Raw genomic sequence first — 21108 nt, 5'->3', positions numbered from 1 at the left:
CTATTCATTATAAACAAAAGTCGCACAAATATGCTACAAAAAAAACGGGAAACTTTTATATGGTAATAAAATTAATAATTTGTCTGTTCCTTATTTCGGAAGCATATGGGCACCTTGCAACACATACCTAATTTGCATTTCTGTATATTCTTCAAGCGTATACAGTTTTTGCAGCGCCCAGCGTCTAAACCCCCACATTTGTCCTTGTATAAAAATATTATGTGCAAGAAGCTGTATTTCTTTTTTATTTAATATAAACGTTCCATTTTCCGTACACTGTTCTAAAATATCCTCAAACATTCCTACCATTTGAAACTCTTTTTCTAATACATATGGGAGAGATTCTTTCGGTAAAAAACGTACTTCTTGATACATAATTAATACTTCTTCTTGTAATTCGTCCATCACTTTAAAGTAATTCGTTATCGCTATCTTTAAACTTTCTATACTCCCTTTTTCTGTACATACTACTTCCTCTAATCGTTCTTTTACATGTTCATATATACTATCACAAACTAAATACAAAACATCATCTTTTGTACGAATGTACTCATAAAGTGTCCCTATACTAAATCCCGCCGCTTTTGCAATCTCTCTCGTTGTTGTACGCGGAAATCCTTTTTGTTTAAACAGTTGCACCGCACCTTTAATCATTTGTTCACGTCTTAACGCAACTAATTTTTCATCTTTCACCGATGCATGTACATTATGTTTAACCATTACCTTCACCTCTCTCTATTATTTTTTGGAAGGAAAAAGCGTAGGAAAATACCTACGCTTTCGTTCCTACTTCGTTAACATACGAGAAATTACAAGCCTCTGAATCTCTTGTGTTCCTTCATATATTTGTGTAATCTTTGCATCTCGCATATAACGCTCTACTGGATAATCTTTCGTATAACCGTAACCACCAAATACTTGCACCGCTTCAGTCGTCACCTTCATCGCTGTATCCCCCGCAAATACTTTTGACATCGCTGATTCTTTTCCATACGGAAGCCCTTCTGATTCAAGCCAAGCCGCTTGATATGTTAAAAGGCGTGCCGCTTCTACATCTGTTGCCATATCCGCAAGTTTAAAGCCAATCCCTTGCTGCGCCGCAATTGGCTTTCCAAATTGATGGCGCTCCCTTGCATATTCTACAGAAGCATCTAAAGCCCCTTGTGCAATACCAACAGCTTGCGCCGCAATACCGTTACGACCTCCATCTAATGTTTGCATCGCAACTTTAAATCCTTGCCCCTCTTCTCCAAGTAGATTCTCTACAGGAATACGGCAATCTTCAAACATAATTTCAGTCGTTGGTGAAGAGCGAATCCCTAGCTTGCTCTCCTTCTTCCCAACTGAAAATCCCGGTGTATCACTTTCTACAATAAATGCACTCGTACCGCGCTGCTTCGATTCAGGATCAGTTAGCGCAAAAACAACATAAATATCAGCAATACCGCCATTTGTAATGAAAATTTTTGATCCATTTAAAATATAATGGTCGCCATCTCTCTTTGCGATTGTCTTCATTCCACCAGCATCCGATCCAGATCCTGGCTCCGTTAAGCCGTATGCACCAATTTTCTTCCCTTCAGCCATCGGTCGTAAAAACTTTTGCTTTTGTTCTTCTGTCCCAAATTTAAAAATTGGCCATCCCGCAAGTGAAGTATGTGCAGATAGTGTTACACCTGTTGAAGCACAAACTCGAGATAATTCTTCAATAGCAATTACGTACGCTAAGTAATCGCTTCCAATTCCGCCGTATTCTTCAGGCCACGGAATACCGGTTAAACCAAGCTCTGCCATTTGATCAAATAACTCTCGATCAAATCTCTCTTCCTCATCACGCTCAGCTGCTGTTGGTGCTACTTCATTTTTAGCAAAATCTCGAACCATTTTTCTTATCATTTCATGTTCTTCTGATAGTTTAAAATGCATCTCCGTCTCCCCCTCGCCCTTTTATAAAGCACGGCTAATAACAAGTTTCTGTATTTCACTTGTTCCTTCATATATTTGCGTGATTTTCGCATCACGGAAAAATCGTTCTACTGGATAGTCTTTCGTATAACCGTAACCACCAAATACTTGCACCGCTTCAATCGCGACTTCAACCGCTGTCTTAGAAGCAAATAATTTCGCAATAGATGCTTCTTTACCGCATGGTAATCCTTGCGCCCTAAGAGACGCCGCTCTATATACGAGTAACCTTGCTGCTTCGACACTTGTTGCCATATCTGCAAGCTTGAAGCCAATCCCTTGCTGCGCCGCAATTGGTTTCCCAAATTGCTCTCGTTCTTTTGCATAATCAATCGCACATGCAAGCGCCGCTTCAGCAATTCCTAACGCCTGTGCACCGATTCCAATTCGCCCAACATCTAAATTCGCCATTGCCACCTTGAATCCTTGTCCTTCTTCCCCAAGTAAATTCTCAGCTGGCACTTTCATATCTTCAAAAGTAAGTTGTACCGTACGAGAACCGAGAAGCCCCATCTTATGTTCATCTTTTCCGATGATTAAACCAGGTGTATCTTTCTCTACTATAAATGCAGAAATACCACTTTTTCCTGCATCTGGATTTGTAGAAGCGAATACAATGTACGTACTTGCTTCACCACCATTTGTAATAAACACTTTCGATCCATTAATAATATAATGATCGCCTTTTTTTACAGCTCTTGATTTCAAACTCCCTGCATCCGATCCTGCATTTGGCTCTGTTAAAGCAAATGCGCCTAAATATTCCCCGGTTGCAAGTTTAGAAACATATTTTTTCTTCTGTTCTTCTGTTCCGAAATATAAAATCGGATTCATTCCAACTGACGTATGTACAGCTAAAATTACACCAACTGTTGCACTTACCTTTGAGATTTCCTCAATTGCTAGAATGTAAGAAATAAAATCCATTTCTGCCCCGCCGTATTTTGCAGGCGCTGGAATCCCCATTAATCCAAGATTACCCATCTTTTGTAAAACCTCTTTTGGGAACACCCCTTGTTCCATACTAGGAACAAAGGGAGCTATTTCCTTCTGTGCAAAATCCCGAACCATTTTCCTCATCATTTGCTGCTCTTCATTAAAACGAAAGTTCATATACTCCGCCTCCATTTGCTATATATCCTTTTAACAATTTGGTAAGACCACTATTTTGTAACAAAGGGGGAATTTATTCGTAAACGTAGAATCCACGACCTGTTTTACGACCTAACCATCCTGCATTCACATACTTACGTAATAACGGACATGGGCGATATTTACTATCTCCTAATCCTTCATGCAACACTTCCATAATGTATAAACACGTATCTAAACCGATAAAATCAGCGAGCGTCAAAGGCCCCATCGGATGGTTCATACCCAGCTTCATTACTTCATCAATTGCTTCTTTCGTCGCTACACCTTCATATAACGTATAAATTGCTTCGTTAATCATCGGTAACAAAATGCGGTTTGATACAAAACCTGGGAAATCATTTACTTCAACTGGTACTTTCCCAATTTTTTTCGTAATATCTTCAATTGCTTCATATACCGCATCATCTGTAGCCAAACCACGAATAATCTCAACAAGCTTCATAACTGGAACTGGATTCATAAAGTGCATACCGATTACTTTTTCCGGACGCTTCGTTACCGCTGCAATTTCTGTAATTGGCAGAGATGACGTATTCGTCGCTAAAATTGCGTGTTCTGGAGCAATTTCATCTAGATTCGCAAAGATTTTCTTTTTAATATCCATTTTCTCAACAGCTGCTTCAATAATAAGATCCGCTTCTTTCACACAATCTAAATCAAGCGTTACTGTAAGACGATTTAATGTCGCTTCCTTCTCTTCTTCCTTCATGCGTCCTTTTTCTACTTGGCGCGCTAAGTTTTTCGTAATGATAACCAAACCTCTATCTAATTGCTCTTGTTTTAAATCTTGTACCTTCACGTCATATCCTGCCATTGCACATACTTGTGCAATTCCTGATCCCATTTGCCCTGCACCAATTACAACAATGTTTTGTACACCCATTTTTTCTTCCCCCTTAATTGTTAATAAATTTTATACCCTCGAACTTTAATTAGTGAACTTCAATCATCACTGCGTCCCCTTGACCGCCACCGCTACAAATCGAAGCAATTCCAATTCCGCCGCCGCGCTGCTTAAGCGCATGGATTAGTGTAACGATAATGCGCGCTCCGCTTGCTCCAATTGGATGTCCCATCGCTACTGCGCCGCCATTTACATTCAATTTTTCTGGATCAATTCCTGCGATTTCTGTACTTGCAATTGCTACCGCTGCAAATGCTTCATTAATCTCGAATAAATCGATATCTTCAATTGTCTTGCCTGTTTTTTCAAGCAATGCGTTAATTGCATAACCTGGCGTTCTTGGGAAATCTTTAGATTCCACTGCAATTGCTGTATGCGCCAAAATTGTCGCTAATGGCTTTCTTCCTTCTTGCTTCGCTCTGTCTTCGCTCATTAATACAAGTGCGGCACCACCATCGTTCAAGCCTGGCGCATTACCCGCTGTCACCGCCGCTGTCTTATCAAATACAGGTTTTAACTTTGCTAACTTTTCAATCGTTGTATCTTCACGTGGCGCCTCATCCTTTGCAACGACAATAGAATCGCCTTTTCTTTGCGGGATCGTTACTGGAACGATCTCCTCTTCAAAACGTCCTTCTTTATGCGCTGAAACCGCACGCTGATGGCTACGATATGCCCATTCATCTTGCGCTTCGCGAGAAATTCCATCTTCCTTCGCAACTTCTCCGCCATAAACACCCATGTGTGTACCTGAAAATGCGCATGTTAAACCGTCAGCAACGTTTAAATCAATAACTTCGTTGTTGCCCATTCTGTATCCCCATCTTGCTCCGCGTAAAATGTAAGGACTGTTACTCATCGACTCCATACCACCAGCTACAATCAGTGATTGATCGCCAGTACGAATAATCTGATCCGCTAACGTAACCGCACGAAGGCCTGATGCACAAACTTTATTGACTGTTTCCGTCTGCACTTCCCAAGGGATTCCTGCAGCCCTTGCAGCTTGGCGCGATGGAATTTGTCCCTGTCCACCTTGAATAACCGTTCCAAATATAACTTCTTCAACATCACTAGCTGCAACATTTGCTCTTTCAAGCGCTGCTTTAATTGCAATTCCTCCAAGTTCCGTCGCTTTTACATCTTTTAAAGATCCTCCGAATTTTCCAACTGGTGTTCTTGCAGCACTTAAAATAACTGTTTTACTCATGTTTCTTTCCCCCATTTCATTTTTTAACACTGAGCGCTCGCTCGGTATCCCTACGTTGAGAAGAGGTGCAATCATTGCACCTCTTTCTAAAGTTGTATACATTCTTATAAACTACATCGCTTCTTTTTTCTGTCCGATAACAGATCGTTCTAAAATCTCTGTCACATCAAGAGTTTGAACTTTTTCTTCTACCTCTTTCGCTTTCGTGCCATCACTGATCATCGTTAAGCAATATGGACAACCTGTACCGATAATGGATGGCTGTACAGCTAATGCTTGTTCTGTACGAGCAACGTTAATACGAGAGCCTGTTGTTTCTTCCATCCACATTAAGCCACCACCTGCGCCACAACACATTCCAGTCTCACGGTTACGTGCCATTTCTACAAGATTCACTCCAGGAATCGCTTTCAAAATATCACGTGGCGCTTCGTACACTTCGTTGTATCTTCCTAAATAACAGGAATCATGGTACGTAACTGTTTCTTCAATAGCATGAACAGGCTTTAAGCGCCCTTCTTTCACCCACTGGGCTAACAATTCTGTATGATGATAGACTTCTGCTTGCAAGCCAAAGTCCGGATACTCATTTTTAAATGTGTTATAAGCATGAGGATCAATCGTAACGATTTTCTTCACTCCTGCCTTTTCAAATTCTTCGATATTCTTTGTCGCCATCTCTTGGAATACAAATTCATTTCCGAGGCGACGTGGTGTATCTCCAGAATTCTTTTCTTTATTACCGAGAATTGCGAATGAAATGCCTGCTTCGTTCATTAACTTCGCAAATGATATTGCAATCTTCTGACTACGGTTGTCGTATGATCCCATTGAACCAACCCAGAATAAATACTCGAATTCCTCACCAGCTTTTGATTTTTCTTTTACAGTTGGAACTATTACTTCGTCATCACCTTGGCGCCATGTTTCACGCTCTTTACGGTTCAGACCCCACGGATTTCCTTGACGCTCGATGTTTGTCATCGCGCGTTGTGCTTCCGCGTCCATTTTTCCTTCTGTTAAAACGAGATATCGACGTAAATCAATAATTTTGTCAACATGCTCATTCATAACTGGACATTGATCTTCACAGTTACGACACGTTGTACATGCCCAAATCTCTTCTTCTGTAATAACATCTCCGATTAAACTCGGATCGTAAGCGAGCGTTGTAGCCGCTGATTCTTGTTGTCCTTTTCCAGCTGCCATCATCGCTAACTGATTTCCTTGTGTATTATTGAAGGCAACTACTGGAACCCACGGTGCCTTTGATGTTACCGCAGCCCCTTTATCAGTTAAATGATCGCGAAGTTTTAATATTAAGTCCATCGGCGATAACATTTTTCCTGTGCCTGTTGCTGGACACATATTTGTACAACGGCCACACTCTACACAAGCGTATAAGTCAATAAGTTGATTTTGTCTAAAGTCTTCAATTTTACCAACACCAAATGTTTCTTGTGTTTCATCTTCAAAATCAATCTTTTCAAGCTTCCCTGGATTTGAAATACGACCGAAAAATACATTAGCTGGTCCCGCAATTAAATGCGCATGTTTTGATTGTGGAACATACACTAAAAACGTTAACAAAATTAGTAAATGCACCCACCAAGAGAAATAGAACACTGAAATGGCTACGGTTTCATTTATCCCGCTAAAAACGTAAGCGATTGCAGAAGCAATTGGTTCACTCCATGAAAGCTCCTCGCCATGCCATATAAGTCCCATACCGTTACCAAGTAGCACAGAGATCATTAAACCACCGATAAAGATAAGAACAAGACCTGATTTGAAGTTACGTTTTAAACGAACAAGCTTTTCTACATAACGTCTATGAAAAGCCCAAAATACTGCAATTAAAATAACAAGTGTGACAATTTCCTGGAAGAATGTAAATGCAGGGTATAGTGGTCCAAGTGGAAGATGTGATCCTGGTGCGAGTCCTTTCCAAACGAAGTCAATTGCTCCAAATTGGACAAGAATAAATCCGTAAAAGAACATAACGTGAATGATGCCGCTTTTCTTATCTTTCAGCAGCTTTTTCTGACCGAAAACATTGACCTTAAGAAGATCCCAACGCTCTTTAAAACGACGGTCAAATTCAATTTTTTTTCCTAATTGTATGTAGGCTATTCTCGTCCGTATAAGATATACAAACAAATATCCTGCATAAGCAATAACAGCAATGGCAGCCAGCCAATTAATGATCAGTAAGCTATTCATTTTTATGCTACCCCTCTCTTTGTAAGCCCTCTTTCTTTTTAGAATCTTCAAAAATATATAATTTTCTGAATTATATCCCCTACCCCCATTATATAATGAGTGAGCATTCAGTCAACAGTTTTTTGTTATAGAACAACACATTTTTTCATAAAGCTGTTTATTTCGGTGAAACTATAAAGTGAAACTTTAATCTGTAGGGGTGGTTCATCCCCCACTGATTATTAGTTGAACCAATCGGGCTTTTACGGGCAGTTGATTTCCAAACTAATTTCTACTTATTCATCAATTTTTGAAGCAGGAAGCTTACTGCCCGTTAAAGCGGGATAAAGTGAAACTTTAATCAATAGGGGTGGTTCATCCCCCACTGATTATTAGTTGAACCAATCGGGCTTTTACGGGCAGTTGATTTCCAAACTAACTTCTACTTATTCATCAGTTTTTGAAGTAGGAAGCTTACTGCCCGTTAAAGCGGGATAAAGTGAAACTTTAATCAGTGCAACATACTATCCTCTGATGAAATTTATAATAACAACCGCGCTACCCGTATCATTTGTAACACACTGAAGGTGAAAAGAATGCGAAGGAGGGAATTCACTGATGCTCTACTTATCTCTTTTGTTAATATCCGTTGCTCTTTGGATTACAATTGACCTTTCATACGGGAGACTTCTTCATTTAAAGCGGGTAAGCTCTCGCACTTTCCCTTTACGTCAAAGTGATTTTCACCTTTATACATACGGGAAAGATTTGTATGACGCCTTATTTACTGATATAAAACAAGCACAGCACCACATTCATATTTTATTCTTCATTGTAAAAAACGATAAAATCAGTCGTGAATTTTTAAAGTTGCTGATTGATAAGGCTCAGGAAGGAATTGAAGTACGACTTTTACTTGATCGATTTGGCAGCCATTATTTATCAAACGAAGCTATTCGCTCCCTGCGAAAACATGGTGTATCTTTTTCATTTTGTCATAAGATAAAATTCCCTCTACTTTTCTTTTCTGCCAATCAAAGAAATCATAGAAAAATTACAGTGATTGATGGGAAAACTGGCTATATCGGGGGCTTTAATATCGGCGAAGAGTATCTAGGGCATAATGAATATTTAGGATTATGGCGAGACTATCATTTACGTCTTACAGGAGAAGGGGTTCAAGATTTACAAAAGCAATTTTTGCATGACTGGTTTGATGATACGAAACAGAATTTATTGGATGTTTCTCTTTATTTTCCAAAACAAAACCCAGGTACCATAATGCATCAATTTATTCCGACTGATGGTGCTTATTTACAGCATACTTTTTTACATTTAATTAACGGAGCAAAAAAAGAAATCTGTATTGGTACACCATATTTCATTCCTGGAAAAAAAATTATGAATGCCTTATTAAAAGCAAGAGAGAGAGGGGTTCAAATCACAATTCTCGTTCCAGAAAAAGCTGATCACCCTCTCGTTCGAGAAGCAAAATTCCCGTACTGCCGAAAATTAATACAGGCTGGTTGCAATATTTACGCATTTCAACAAGGTTTTTTTCACGCCAAAATTATTATAGTGGATGATGATATTTGTGATATTGGAACAGCAAACTTTGATATGAGAAGTTTATATATTAACCATGAAATAAACTGCCTGTTATATAATAAACATTTCATTCGAACAGTAAAAAATAAATTCCATGAAGATCTAGAGAATGCATCCGTACTTTCCTATAGCGATGTAAACCCACCTTCTCTTATCGATAGAGGAAAAGAATGGATTGGAACAATGCTTGCTTTCTTTTTATAGGAAAGACAATGAATAAAAGAGGTGTATCTCATATGATTATGCGGTTTGGATATGTCTCACATGCAATGGCACTCTGGGACTGTTCTCCTGCCAAAACAATGACGTTTACAAGCTTTAAGAAACTCAGCAAACAAGAGCGAGAAGACAAATTGTACCATGTTATAAGGAAAAATTTAGAGCACACAATACGTATCCTTCATTACAATATAGCGCATGAAATCCCGCTATATCGCCTATCGTCTTCCATCGTCCCACTTGCAACACATCCCGAAGTCGAGTTTGACTATATTGGGGTATTCACACCACTTTGGCGTAAAATAGGGGCTTTAATTAAAGAACACAATTTACGAATAAGTTTTCATCCAAATCAATTTACTTTATTTACAAGTGACAAGCCACATATTACTACTAACGCTATTACGGATATGACTTATCATTATAAAATATTGGATGCTATAGGCATTGCAGATTCTTCTTACATTAATATTCATGTAGGTGGAGCCTATGGAAATAAAGAAAAGGCAATTGAGCGCTTCCATGAAAACATAAAAAAACTTCCTGCACATATAAAAAAACAAATGACCCTTGAAAACGATGATAAAACGTATACAACTTCTGAAACTTTATCAATTTGCCAAAAAGAAAATATCCCATTTGTATTTGATTATCATCATCATATGGCCAATCTTTGCGAGGAACCACTAGAAGAGTTGCTTCCTGCAATTTTTGAAACTTGGTCACATACAAATATCTCTCCTAAAGTTCACATTTCCTCCCCAAGATCGGAAAAAGAATTTAGGGCTCATGCTGAATATATCGATTTAGAGTTTATTAAGCCCTTCTTACACGTTGCAAAAAAAAACAATCATAATTTCGATATTATGATTGAAAGTAAACAAAAAGACTTAGCACTATTCCGATTAATAGATGAACTTTCTGCTATAAGAGGCATTAAAAGAATAAGTGGTGCAATGTTACAGTGGTAAATTGTAACTTTGCACCATTTTTTCAAAAAAGTAATTTTTATAGTAAAAAACATCCTATTTTATATGCTATTATTTAAATTAGCATTCCCCCGAGATTCAACTTTATTGAAACGGAGTCATAATATGATTAATCAAAAAAAGTATGTACAATTTGTCATAATATACATATCTATATTTGCTCTTTGGATACTCTTTATTCCAAATGAGTCGCATATAAAGGAAATTGGGATTCTTTTCTTATTCTGTTTTGCTGCACTTTTTTCTTGCCACTGTTTATATAAAGCTATTAAAAAAATGAAACGCAGTGATAAACTATTTTGGATTTTATTACTATGCACTTGCCTATGTGGATTAGTTATGGAGATAACCCTATTTCTTAGTTCGATTTCCATGCATAATCAATCTATATTTTCATATAAAGCATTACCTTTTTTTATCATACAATATATTTTGCTCTTTGTTGGATTTGCTATAAAGTTTATAAAAAATTACTCTATTAAGGGACTTTCTCAATTCTCATTCGATAGCATCTTTATTATTATTATGAACATTTATTTCACCTTAACTTTTATCTTAGATATTTCAAGCTTCCGCATGTTAACAAAGGACACTTGGATTTTAATTGGGTATTTTATTGCACAATCATTAGTAATTTACGCCGTTATTAGCCTATATAGAAGAGAACAATATTCTTCTAGTAGAATCGCATTAATTATCGGTTTCACTATTATACTCGTATACGGTTATATTCATCTGTTTCAATTGAATTTTGGGATGAAAACTTCCGCTGAAATTAATTATTTAATACACACTGCTTCTATTTTATTAATTGGACTTTCTTCCATACTATATATTTTGGATAAACCAATGCAGCATGAAACGAAAGCAAAATATTATCGATTCGATTATATACGTTTTATACTACCTTATTTTAGTATAATTATTACTTTTTCTTTTATTATCATTCAACCTTGGGATGATAAATTCATGTTAATCGGCCTCGTGTTATCACTTATTTTGTTATTCTTGCGGCAACTTTACATGTGGAAAGATAATCAAGCACTAATCCATACATATGAACAGTTGACTACACAACTAGAGGGCGAAGTTGAAGAAGGTGCATTTGCATTATCAAAAAGTGAACAACGCTATAAATCTTTATTCGAAGATCATCCCGATGCCGTTTTCTCTTTAAATATGAATGGCATTTTTCAACAATCTAATAAGGCATGCGAAAGCTTATTTACTGCCTATTATTGCGAAGTGGCAAGCTATTCTCTGGTACACTTCATTGATTCAAAAGACCACGAACTACTTAAGAAGGCTTTACAAATTACAAAGGAAGGTAAGCCACAAACGTTAGAAGTTCGTACAAAAGAACAAGAAGGCTATTATTATTATCTCCATATTACACTTATCCCTACTTTTATAAACAAAGAAGTGGTCGGAATGTTTGGGATAGCGCGTGATATTACCACTTTATATGAAAAACAAAAACAAGTAGAACATTTAGCCTTTCACGATGCACTTACTGGATTACCAAATCGCCGAAAGTTCGAAAAAGATTTAAAAGCCATTTTGAATACAGCCCAAACTAACGCAAATGATGTCGCCGTCATGTTCCTTGATTTAGATCGATTTAAAAAAATTAACGATAGACTTGGTCATGACGTCGGAGATTTATTATTAATTGAAGTAGCAAACAGACTACGCGGTTGCTTGCGTTCAAAAGATGTCGTCGCTCGCCAAGGTGGAGATGAGTTTACCATTCTATTACCAGAAATGTACTCAGAAAAAAGTGCAATTTTTATAGCTGAACAGATTTTAACTATTTTAAACAAACCATTCTTCATTCAAGGCGAAGAACTCTCTATTACACCGAGTATCGGAATTGCGATGTATCCTGATTATGGAACTGATGTAAATGAGTTAATGAAAAATGCTGATATGGCTATGTACCGTGCGAAGGCAAATGGAAAAAACAGATTTGTTTTCTTCTCAAAAGAAATGAGTATCGCTCAAAATGAAATTCAATTCTTAGAAGGTGAACTTTCAAAAGCATTACAACAAAATGAATTTTTCCTTGAATACCAACCACAAGTAAGCACAAAAACAAAAGAAATTATCGGTTTTGAAGCATTAATACGTTGGAAGCATCCAAAACTCGGTATCGTATCTCCTGCCCAATTTATTCCTCTAGCAGAGGAAACTGGTTTTATTATTGAACTTGGTAATTGGATTTTACGTACTGCCTGTTTAGAGGCAAAAAGATGGCATAATCAAGGTTTTTCTCACTTAAAAGTTGGTGTGAATTTATCTGTTGTTCAATTTAACCATGCTGATTTAATCCCAACTATTTCAAAGGTGTTAGAAGAAACAGAACTGAAACCAGAAGCACTAGATATTGAAATTACGGAAAGCATCGCAATTAATCAAAATCAATCTGTAGTTGCAAAACTAGAACAGCTTCAAAATCTCGGCATTCAAATTTCAATCGATGACTTTGGAACTGGTTATAGTTCTTTAGCTTATTTAACAAAATATCCAATCAACACATTAAAAATTGCTCGAGAGTTTATTTGTGGAATTACAAATAGTCCTTTAGAAGAAGCAATTGTCTCTTCCATTATTACACTATCAAAAGAACTAAATTTAGAAGTGATTGCAGAAGGTGTAGAAACGGAAGAAGAATGGGAATTTTTACATAGACAAAATTGTGATCACATTCAAGGATTCTTTATTAGCAAACCTGTTTCTAGTAAAGACGTTTGGATGTTACTCCATAAAAAAACAACCGTCTAAATAAGGCGGTTGTTTTTTAAAACTCAAAAGGTAAATCTGCAGCTACTTGTACCTCTTGATCATTATGAGAAATTATTTGACTTTTCTCTAATGTTGTATCACCTAATGAAATACCCCATGCCATTGCTAACGTTAATAAACTACCAATAAGTAATTTCTTCATATTCCATCACCCACATTTTTTACTTTTAATATATCATGAAAATTTATTCACATTGTATGCAATTATGCATATCCACTTTTTAGGTTGTTTATCTGCTGATTTTATTTACGAGCGCTTCTTTATATGCATGCATTTCTAATATATCAAAAAAGAAACTTGCCTTCTTATATGCATCTTCAATCTCTGCCTCTTCATACTCCAACTTCCTTAGGCATTCACCTCTTTGATAATATAGCTGTCCAATTAATGCCATACTATTAATTCGGCATGATATTTCAATCGCTTTATTTACTTGATAAAGTGATTCTTCATATCGACTATCTAAGTATAATGCTTTTGCATGATTATACCTTACCTTCACGTCAAATTCTTCATTATCATGCAATGCCTCTAATTGTTTTAATATTTGTTCAAATAAATCAATACCCTTCTTCAAATAGCCATTTTCAGCATAAATGTTTGCAATTGCGTTTTCAATATAAAGATTCTGATATACATCAATTCCTGTCAATTGTTGATTGAGCAATTTCTTTAATTCTAAAATACAATATTCGTAATCAACTTTTTTCAACACGTAAGCAGCTACATAATATTGCCATTGAAGAAATTGCTGGAATTCAGGATGATATTCTTCCTTTTTCAGCTCATTCCATACTTTATTATAAATTTCTTTATATCTTTTTTGCTTACAAAGCATAATGACTTGATCTTTAAACTGTTTTTTTCTTTCAATATCCGAATAAATGAGTACCTCATAAAAATGAATAATGGGAATTTGTAATTTCGCTGCAATACCTTGCAATATATCCATACTTGGGTATACTGCACCCGATTCAATTCTGCTTACTTCCGATTGATGACATATGTTCTCGGATAACTGTTTTTGTGTTAGTCCTCTTAACACTCTAATTTTTTTAATTTCACTTCCTAATTTCTCTGCTTGCATACTTACTCACCATCCCATTATAACAATCTAATTTTTTAAGTTGTCATACCACTACAATAATGTGCATTCGACAATTTTTGATATGAAATAATGCATAATATATATAAAATTCGGCAAATTTTTCATACAATTCATCTCACATACAATAATAGATTAGGAGTGTTATAGATGAATTATAGAAAACTTGCCAGTGCTTTCGTTACATTCGGTCTTCTTTACCCTTTATCAACAGAAGCTATTCATGCTCAAGAATTAGACAAAAGTGCAGTCAAAGTTGAAATTGCTCAGCCTGGTTTAACAATCGGGAAATTAACACAACCTCAAAATGATACGAAAGAAAATATTGCTAAAAAGTATTTAAAAGGTGAGGTAGATGGGGCTAAAGCTCAACAAGAACAAGTCACTACTGAAAAAAATGTAGATTTCCAACCTACAAATAAAGAAACCAAAGAAAATCAAACCGAAGTTCGCCTTGCACAAACATATAAAAACTATAAAGTATATGGCCAAGATCTCATTGTAAAAGTAGATAAAAATGGAGTGATCACAACTGTTAGTGGTAAAGTTGTTCAAAATTTAAATCAACAACCTAATCTTACTATAACAAATTTTTTGTCGAAAAATGAAGTGAAATCTAAATTACGCGATATAGTTCAAATTCCAAGTGATGCGGTTGAGACAGAATTCTCTAGCGAAACCGTTGTTTATAAGAAAAAAGATGGCTATTATACATTCGCAACTGTTATTACATTTACTTATGAAAACAATGAACAAATTATAAATGGCAATGCTATCGTTGATCTAAAAACTGGCGAAGTACTTTTCCAAGAAAAATTCATTAAAAACAAAGAGAATAAGACTATAAATCAAGTAACATCACCTAGATTATCCACTGCAAGTGAGCAAGGAACTGGGAAAAATGCACTTCAAGAAAACATCTCTTTCAATATTGCCAAAGGAACTGATGGGAAATTTTATTTAGCGGATTTATCACGCGGAAATGGTATTTATATTTATAATGCAAACTACGCCGATTCCCTCGGGGGATATAGTCAAGCTGGTTATCCAGGGACACTAATTTCAAGTAGCACTCCTAATTTTGCAGATAAAGAAGCCGCGGGCGCTATGAAGAACATGAGTGATATTTATGATTACTTTAAGAAAGAACATAATCTAAAAAGTTACGATAATAAAGATTCAAAAGTTGTTGCTAGTGTACACGGTTTTGATTCTACTGAAGTTAGTGATGGTATAAAAGAAGACTATGTAAATGCATTTTGGCATCCCGCTTGGAACCAAATGGTATTTGGTGATGGTTTAGACGGCAAACTAACATCAGCTCTTGATGTAACAGCTCATGAATTTGGACATGCTGTATTCAGTGGCACGACGAAAAATAAAGTCGTGAGATATCCAAGCGCTGAAACATCTGCACTAAACGAGGGATTAGCGGATTTCTGGGGTACACAAATCGAATATTACGTAAAGAAAGATAAAGGAAACTGGATTATGGGCGATACATTAGGTGGCCTAACAATTCGTGATATCCCAAGGGAAATTGGTGACGGCGGTCATAAATTATATACAAATTTAAAAGATTTCTATAATGATGGTAATAATCAAGAATCACACGTGAATTCTGGTATTATCAGTCACGTATTATATCAATTAGCTGAAGGTAAAACATATAACGGTGTTGCTGTTCAAAAACAAGGCAATGAAAAAGTAAGCAAAGTTGTTATGCGTGCATTGCAAAATTATGCAACTTCCGCTGAAGACTTTGAATCACTTCAATCTCACATCGTACAAGCTGCAAAAGATTTATATGGCACTGCCGTATCAAATGAATTTGCAAAGGCATTTGAAGCACATGGTTACAAGTCGTTACAAAAAGTAAATAAGGTAATAGAAGTACAATAACAAAGAAGAAGAAGTTTACTCCTCTTAGGTAAACTTCTTCTTATATCCAACCCTTTTCTTCCGCAATTGTAATTGCCTCAATTCTATTTTTCGCATCGAGCTTCGTTAATACTTCAGAAATATAATTACGTACTGTACCCGGTGAAAGATAAAGTGCCTTCGCAATTTCGTTTGCCGTCTTTCCTTCTTTCGCAAGCAACAATACTTCCTTTTCGCGATCTGACAACGGATTTTGCTCCTGCCATAGACCGAACATTAACTCTTGGGAGACCTCTCGTTTCCCCTTCATTACATTACGAATTGCTGCTGCTAAATCTTCACTTGGGCTATCTTTTAATAAATAGCCGTGCACGCCAGCTTTCATTGCTCTTTCAAAATATCCCGGCCGTGCAAATGTTGTTAAAATCATAACTTTACATGGTGATTTTTCTTTCTTTAACGCTTCAGCAACATCTAATCCACTTTGAATTGGCATTTCAATATCCATAATACTGATATCCGGTTTTAACGATTCAATTAATTTTAGCGCCTCTTCCCCGTTTGCCGCTTGCCCAATTACTTCGATATCATCTTCTAGATCAAGTAAGGCACCTAATGCACCACGAAGCATCCGTTGATCTTCTGCAATAATAATTCGAATCATGCCCTCACCTCATCTTTTCCTGTTCTAATAACAACTGGAACTTTTACTGTTAACAACGTCCCTGGATTGATTGTACCTAGTTCAACAAATCCATCAATAAGAGCAATTCGTTCTTTCATGCCGCGGATACCATTTCCATCATGATTTTGATCTGTTAAACCAATTCCGTTATCTTCTACTTTCAAAATCAGCTCACCTTGCGATTCTAATACAGAAACTGCACACCGCTTTGCCTTACTATGTTTTACAACATTTGTAACGGCCTCACGTAAACACATCCCGACAATATTTTGTTCAATTGGTGATAACGAGCTCGAGCTTGCTTCTTGCCTCACTTCTAATTCAATATTAGCTGCTTGTAAGATTGCCTTTATTTGCTCTAGCTCTTCTTCTACCGTAATCATACGCATATCAGAAATTAATTCTCTCAGCTGCTTTAAGGCTGTACGAGACGTTTGTGTAATTTCCTTCGCTTCCACACTTGCACGCTCTGGATTTTTCACAATTAACTTCTCTACAAGCTGGCTTTTCAAAGTAATAAGAGATAACGTATGCCCTAATGTGTCATGAAGATCTCTCGCAATCCGCTGCCGTTCTTCACGCTTTACTAAGTCTTTAATTTGCTCGTTTGCTTCATTCAGTTGGTTCTTTAACATCTTTTTCTGATTAAAATTGCGCATACCAAATGGCGTAAGAAGCATTAAAATAAACATCGGAACGATATTTACTAAACTTGTAGTTGTTAGTTGATTCATATTTACAAATAAAAATGCTCCAAGCATTATAACTAACGAACATAACAGCACTCGAAATACTTTCTTATTTGGCGCAAATCCCATCGCACTTGCTGTGAAAAAGCCAAAAAATATCATAAAAGGATTATAAAATAAAGCAAATAAAAAGATGAGTACCATTTGAATACAAGCCCAAAAAACAAACGTTCTCTGAACAAAATAAAGCTGACGGTATGTGACGATAAAAATTATCAACATACCGCTTCCTATTACAAGCTTCCATCCTGATGCCTGCGCTAAGTGATAAATTGGAAATAATAGATAAACAAACCACATATACGGAAAGAACCCCATATGTTTCGGAAAAACCTCAATCCTCTTTTTCTCTATCATTTATACCGCTTCCTGTCTTTTTCTTATATATATTGATACTACAACAAATATAAGGAAATAACCTCCTAATACCGCGATATTTTCCCATCCAATTGATTTTCCAGCTACAATATCCCACGCACCACTTCCGAAATGGTATGTCGGTGTCCACTCACCAATCGTTCTTAATATTTTGGGGAATACTTCAATCGGCATCCATAACCCGCCAACTATAGCTAAACTCATATTTAAAATATTTGCTAAGCCAGCAGCTGCGTCCGCCTTCTTAATGGAACCTATTACTGTTCCTAATGCTAAAAATGGTGTTACCCCTAACAATAACCATAACCCCGCACCAATCCATTGCCCTACCGTTAACTCAACATGATTAATTAGTATCCCTGCAATAAAGATAACTAATATTGAAAAAGCATTTACTACTGTTTGAGCGATAATTTTTGCTGTTAAATATGCTCCCTCTGGAAGCGGTGTAATTTTTAGAAGATGTGTCCATCCTTGCCCTCTTTCCTGAGAAAGTCTCACACCGAAACTAAAGAGTGCAGTCCCTACAATGCTGAAAGTTGCCATCGAAATTAAATAGTGTGCTTTCCACGCATCTCCGTTTTGTGGTACTTGAACAACATTTGTAAAAATGTAGTAAAACATAACAGGCATTAATAATGAGAAAAAAACAAATAATTTATTGCGGAATGTACGTAAAATTTCTATTTTGCATTGCATCCATAACGCTCTCATGCGATTTCCCCCTTCTGATTTGCGACAAACTGTTCAAATGCCTCATCAAGGCTTCCACGTTCAACTGAAACATCTGTTACAGGTAAACTCCTTTGATAAATGGCTTTTAAAGTTGCATCCGTATCCTCCGTTGTTAAAATGAAGCGTCCTTCGTTTGACTTTACTTCTGTTACATTTGGTAATTCCTTTAGTAATTTTGTAGGAATGCTTTCCTTCGAATAAAATGTGATTGTTTTTCTCGAAATCGTTGCTTTCATTTCGTCTGGTGTACCATCTGCGATAATCTTTCCGTTCGCAAATAATAAGATACGATTTGCTAAAGCATCTGCTTCTTCTAAATAATGCGTCGTTAAAATAATTGTTTTCCCTTCACTTGCTAACTTTCGAATCGTTTCCCAAAACGTTCTTCGAGACGTAATATCCATTCCGACTGTCGGCTCATCTAAAAATAACAAATCCGGATTTCCCGCAAGTGCAAGCGCAAAGTTTAACCTTCTTTTTTGCCCACCTGATAATTTCTCACATCTTTGCTTTCGCTCTGATTCTAAATTTGATAACTGCAGTAACGTTTCTTTCGCTACAGGATTCTTATAATAACTGCGGAATAGCTCTATTGCCTCTTCCACTGTAATGCTATCAATCACACTTACTTCTTGTAACATTGCCCCAAGATTATTACGAACGCCTCTCTGCTTTGGACTCTTTCCAAATATAGAAACCGTACCTTCTGTAGGATCTTTTAATCCAAGCATCATCGAAATTATCGTCGTCTTCCCCGCACCATTTGGTCCAAGTAATGCTACTATTTCTCCTTTATCCACGTGAAATGAAACGTTATTTACTGCGTTTTTATGTTTAAATGTTTTAGAAACACCATTTACTTCAATAATCTTTTCCATCTCTCCACCCCCACTGTTTCTTATATTTACATTGTATTACCTGGAAAACTTAGGAAACAGTATGATACGTCATGACATCGATATGACAATTGTCATATATTCCTTGTGAGAGGAATCAGCCCGCATACCGCAAGCAAGTAGCAGGACGAAAATAAACATGATACAATCGGATAAGATATATATTCGAGGAAGGACAGTGGTTTTCATGATTATTCGTAATGAACAAGATTTAGAAGGCTTACGAAAAATCGGCCGCATCGTTGCGCTTGCACGTGAAGAAATGAAAAAACAAGCGAAGCCAGGTATGACAACGAAAGAGCTTGATTTGATCGGTAAAAAAGTATTAGATGAGCATGGTGCTATTTCTGCACCTGAAAAAGAATATGATTTTCCAGGTGTAACTTGCATTAGTGTAAATGAAGAAGTTGCTCATGGTATTCCAGGAGATCGTGTATTAAAAGAAGGCGATTTAGTAAACGTCGATGTATCTGCTGCACTTGATGGCTATTATGCTGATACAGGTATTTCATTTGTACTTGGAGAAGACGAGGCAAAAGAAAAGCTTTGCCAAGCAGCGGTTGATGCATTTTGGGCAGCAATGAAAAAGGTTAAAGCTGGCTCAAAACAAAATCAAATTGGTCGTGCTGTTTCAAACTTCGCACATAAAAGTGGATACAATGTTATTCAAAACTTAACTGGTCACGGCATTGGTCTTAGCTTACATGAAGCACCAAATCACATTTTAAGCTACTATGATCCAATGGATAATACGCTTCTAAAAGACGGTCTTGTTATCGCTGTAGAACCGTTCATATCTATGAAAGCTGATCATATTATTGAGCGTGGTGACGACGGTTGGACATTCATTACACCTGATAAAAGTCTTGTTGCACAATGTGAACATACCGTTGTCGTAACACGCGGCGAACCAATAATCTTAACAGAAATCTAATATAAAAAAACGGCTGTTTTGTAGATTTATTCCACATAAAACAGCCGTTTTTTAATTTTGGGAAAATATGTGAACTATTGTTGAACTCTTTATCATTTAAGTATATAATCTTTAGCGGAGGTTACTTAAGCTTATCTTTACTAAAAAGATATTGTAGCTAAGGAGGAAAATACCTTCTTTTTTATTGTTTAAACAGTCTCAAAAATGACCGTAGTAACGGGTTAGTCGAATATTCTGTAATCCTTATATTCCTCTAACAATGTAAGAAACTATCGTCTTTCAACTTCGGTCCACTAATCGTACAACTCTCTTTAGACAAAATAGATGACTATTTTCAAAGTACATATTGTCTTCATTCTGACCAAAAACAACCCTATCTAGATTTTTATTTCCACATAACTTTAAGGCAAAAATAAGCCTTCACAAGGGGATACACTACCTTGGTTAGTATGTATCGTAAAACTTACCTTTATAACCATTCTTTTTTACTAGATATACATGAAAACTATCTCACATATAAAGGTCTGATATCATTCTTTATATCAGTATTTTTTTCGACATTTTTTGTCGAATTGTGTATATTTCCAAATAACTGTGTAAATATACATTTTGTTTTACGTTAAATAATATTACTTTGAACATAACCCAGTTTGTCTGAGAACGCGTATAGAAACGGAGGGATAGCAA

17 protein-coding genes are annotated in these 21108 nt (G+C 36.5%); 5 read left to right on the top strand and 12 right to left on the bottom strand.

Annotation, left to right across the window (positions count from 1 at the left end; all coding sequences use genetic code 11):
* Window positions 1-90 precede the first annotated feature (90 nt).
* The 6 genes from N2V92_RS08265 to N2V92_RS08240 form a co-directional block, all read right to left on the bottom strand.
* Entirely contained in the window at window positions 91-720 is a 630-nt protein-coding gene (locus tag N2V92_RS08265) for a TetR/AcrR family transcriptional regulator (protein ID WP_000238594.1), read from the bottom strand.
* Between the two features lie 66 nt (window positions 721-786).
* On the bottom strand, window positions 787-1926 hold the full coding sequence (acdA, locus tag N2V92_RS08260) for an acyl-CoA dehydrogenase AcdA (protein ID WP_000545543.1): 1140 nt from the start codon (window positions 1924-1926) through the stop codon (window positions 787-789).
* 21 nt (window positions 1927-1947) lie between these two features.
* Window positions 1948-3078, bottom strand: a complete 1131-nt coding sequence (locus N2V92_RS08255; RefSeq protein WP_001011191.1) for an acyl-CoA dehydrogenase — start codon at window positions 3076-3078, stop codon at window positions 1948-1950.
* Window positions 3079-3151: 73 nt separating this feature from the next.
* Window positions 3152-4003, bottom strand: coding sequence for a 3-hydroxybutyryl-CoA dehydrogenase (locus N2V92_RS08250; protein WP_000538876.1), 852 nt, complete (start codon window positions 4001-4003; stop codon window positions 3152-3154).
* 49 nt (window positions 4004-4052) lie between these two features.
* A complete protein-coding gene (locus N2V92_RS08245) occupies window positions 4053-5336 on the bottom strand; it encodes an acetyl-CoA C-acetyltransferase (protein ID WP_002083553.1) in 1284 nt (427 codons plus the stop codon).
* A 9-nt stretch (window positions 5337-5345) separates the two neighbouring features.
* Window positions 5346-7457 carry a heterodisulfide reductase-related iron-sulfur binding cluster gene (locus tag N2V92_RS08240; protein ID WP_001086752.1) on the bottom strand — a complete coding sequence of 704 codons (2112 nt, stop codon included), beginning with the start codon at window positions 7455-7457 and terminating at the stop codon, window positions 5346-5348.
* A 597-nt stretch (window positions 7458-8054) separates the two neighbouring features.
* Between N2V92_RS08240 and cls the strand changes: the two genes are divergently transcribed.
* From cls to N2V92_RS08225, 3 genes are all read left to right on the top strand, one after another.
* Entirely contained in the window at window positions 8055-9248 is a 1194-nt protein-coding gene (gene cls, locus N2V92_RS08235) for a cardiolipin synthase (protein ID WP_000966425.1), read from the top strand.
* Between the two features lie 32 nt (window positions 9249-9280).
* Window positions 9281-10234, top strand: coding sequence for a UV DNA damage repair endonuclease UvsE (gene uvsE / locus N2V92_RS08230; protein WP_002083552.1), 954 nt, complete (start codon window positions 9281-9283; stop codon window positions 10232-10234).
* A gap of 123 nt (window positions 10235-10357) precedes the next feature.
* The gene (locus N2V92_RS08225; protein WP_002162962.1) at window positions 10358-13036 is read left to right on the top strand and encodes a DUF4084 domain-containing protein; all 2679 of its coding nucleotides are present in this window, start codon (window positions 10358-10360) and stop codon (window positions 13034-13036) included.
* Between the two features lie 16 nt (window positions 13037-13052).
* Here N2V92_RS08225 and N2V92_RS08220 read toward each other — a convergent pair whose 3' ends face one another.
* Both N2V92_RS08220 and N2V92_RS08215 read right to left on the bottom strand, forming a co-directional pair.
* Window positions 13053-13199, bottom strand: coding sequence for a quorum-sensing peptide PapR (locus N2V92_RS08220; protein ID WP_000734733.1), 147 nt, complete (start codon window positions 13197-13199; stop codon window positions 13053-13055).
* Between the two features lie 88 nt (window positions 13200-13287).
* On the bottom strand, window positions 13288-14145 hold the full coding sequence (locus N2V92_RS08215) for a helix-turn-helix domain-containing protein (RefSeq protein ID WP_001147494.1): 858 nt from the start codon (window positions 14143-14145) through the stop codon (window positions 13288-13290).
* A 168-nt stretch (window positions 14146-14313) separates the two neighbouring features.
* On the opposite strand from N2V92_RS08215, the gene N2V92_RS08210 reads away from it, so the two are divergent.
* On the top strand, window positions 14314-16065 hold the full coding sequence (locus N2V92_RS08210; RefSeq protein ID WP_001109525.1) for a M4 family metallopeptidase: 1752 nt from the start codon (window positions 14314-14316) through the stop codon (window positions 16063-16065).
* Between the two features lie 40 nt (window positions 16066-16105).
* Here the strand turns inward: N2V92_RS08210 and N2V92_RS08205 are convergent, their stop codons facing one another.
* Genes N2V92_RS08205 through N2V92_RS08190 form a run of 4 tightly spaced genes read right to left on the bottom strand, consistent with a single transcriptional unit; the run spans window position 16106 to window position 19469 of the window.
* Window positions 16106-16708 carry a response regulator transcription factor gene (locus N2V92_RS08205; RefSeq protein ID WP_000619243.1) on the bottom strand — a complete coding sequence of 201 codons (603 nt, stop codon included), beginning with the start codon at window positions 16706-16708 and terminating at the stop codon, window positions 16106-16108.
* Complete coding sequence (locus tag N2V92_RS08200; protein WP_000570631.1) at window positions 16705-17835, bottom strand: sensor histidine kinase; 1131 nt, start codon at window positions 17833-17835, stop codon at window positions 16705-16707. The genes N2V92_RS08205 and N2V92_RS08200 overlap by 4 nt, the downstream gene beginning before the upstream one ends.
* Window positions 17836-18570 (bottom strand): ABC transporter permease, encoded by a 735-nt coding sequence (locus N2V92_RS08195; protein WP_001202435.1) that lies wholly within the window; start codon window positions 18568-18570, stop codon window positions 17836-17838.
* Window positions 18567-19469: an ABC transporter ATP-binding protein gene (locus N2V92_RS08190; protein WP_000411122.1), complete on the bottom strand. Its 903-nt coding sequence runs from the start codon at window positions 19467-19469 to the stop codon at window positions 18567-18569. The genes N2V92_RS08195 and N2V92_RS08190 overlap by 4 nt, the downstream gene beginning before the upstream one ends.
* Window positions 19470-19626: 157 nt before the next feature.
* Here N2V92_RS08190 and map point away from each other — a divergent pair, with 157 nt between their 5' ends.
* Window positions 19627-20421 carry a type I methionyl aminopeptidase gene (gene map / locus N2V92_RS08185; RefSeq protein WP_002083543.1) on the top strand — a complete coding sequence of 265 codons (795 nt, stop codon included), beginning with the start codon at window positions 19627-19629 and terminating at the stop codon, window positions 20419-20421.
* The last annotated feature ends 687 nt before the right edge of the window (window positions 20422-21108 follow it).

Source organism: Bacillus sp. CH_48, assembly GCF_038008465.1.
GTDB classification, from domain to species: domain Bacteria; phylum Bacillota; class Bacilli; order Bacillales; family Bacillaceae_G; genus Bacillus_A; species Bacillus_A thuringiensis_S.
The sequence above is the reverse complement of the archived record's forward strand: the minus strand, read 5'-3'. Positions and strand labels throughout refer to the sequence as shown.

Excerpts from the sequence above, each read along its gene's own strand:
- N2V92_RS08265 (WP_000238594.1), bottom strand. The coding sequence starts at position 720 with ATGGTTAAACATAATGTACATGCATCGGTGAAAGATGAAAAATTAGTT.
- acdA (WP_000545543.1), bottom strand. The coding sequence starts at position 1,926 with ATGCATTTTAAACTATCAGAAGAACATGAAATGATAAGAAAAATGGTT.
- N2V92_RS08255 (WP_001011191.1), bottom strand. The coding sequence starts at position 3,078 with ATGAACTTTCGTTTTAATGAAGAGCAGCAAATGATGAGGAAAATGGTT.
- N2V92_RS08250 (WP_000538876.1), bottom strand. The coding sequence starts at position 4,003 with ATGGGTGTACAAAACATTGTTGTAATTGGTGCAGGGCAAATGGGATCA.
- N2V92_RS08245 (WP_002083553.1), bottom strand. The coding sequence starts at position 5,336 with ATGTATACAACTTTAGAAAGAGGTGCAATGATTGCACCTCTTCTCAAC.
- N2V92_RS08240 (WP_001086752.1), bottom strand. The coding sequence starts at position 7,457 with ATGAATAGCTTACTGATCATTAATTGGCTGGCTGCCATTGCTGTTATT.
- cls (WP_000966425.1), top strand. The coding sequence starts at position 8,055 with ATGCTCTACTTATCTCTTTTGTTAATATCCGTTGCTCTTTGGATTACA.
- uvsE (WP_002083552.1), top strand. The coding sequence starts at position 9,281 with ATGATTATGCGGTTTGGATATGTCTCACATGCAATGGCACTCTGGGAC.
- N2V92_RS08225 (WP_002162962.1), top strand. The coding sequence starts at position 10,358 with ATGATTAATCAAAAAAAGTATGTACAATTTGTCATAATATACATATCT.
- N2V92_RS08220 (WP_000734733.1), bottom strand. The coding sequence starts at position 13,199 with ATGAAGAAATTACTTATTGGTAGTTTATTAACGTTAGCAATGGCATGG.
- N2V92_RS08215 (WP_001147494.1), bottom strand. The coding sequence starts at position 14,145 with ATGCAAGCAGAGAAATTAGGAAGTGAAATTAAAAAAATTAGAGTGTTA.
- N2V92_RS08210 (WP_001109525.1), top strand. The coding sequence starts at position 14,314 with ATGAATTATAGAAAACTTGCCAGTGCTTTCGTTACATTCGGTCTTCTT.
- N2V92_RS08205 (WP_000619243.1), bottom strand. The coding sequence starts at position 16,708 with ATGATTCGAATTATTATTGCAGAAGATCAACGGATGCTTCGTGGTGCA.
- N2V92_RS08200 (WP_000570631.1), bottom strand. The coding sequence starts at position 17,835 with ATGATAGAGAAAAAGAGGATTGAGGTTTTTCCGAAACATATGGGGTTC.
- N2V92_RS08195 (WP_001202435.1), bottom strand. The coding sequence starts at position 18,570 with ATGAGAGCGTTATGGATGCAATGCAAAATAGAAATTTTACGTACATTC.
- N2V92_RS08190 (WP_000411122.1), bottom strand. The coding sequence starts at position 19,469 with ATGGAAAAGATTATTGAAGTAAATGGTGTTTCTAAAACATTTAAACAT.
- map (WP_002083543.1), top strand. The coding sequence starts at position 19,627 with ATGATACAATCGGATAAGATATATATTCGAGGAAGGACAGTGGTTTTC.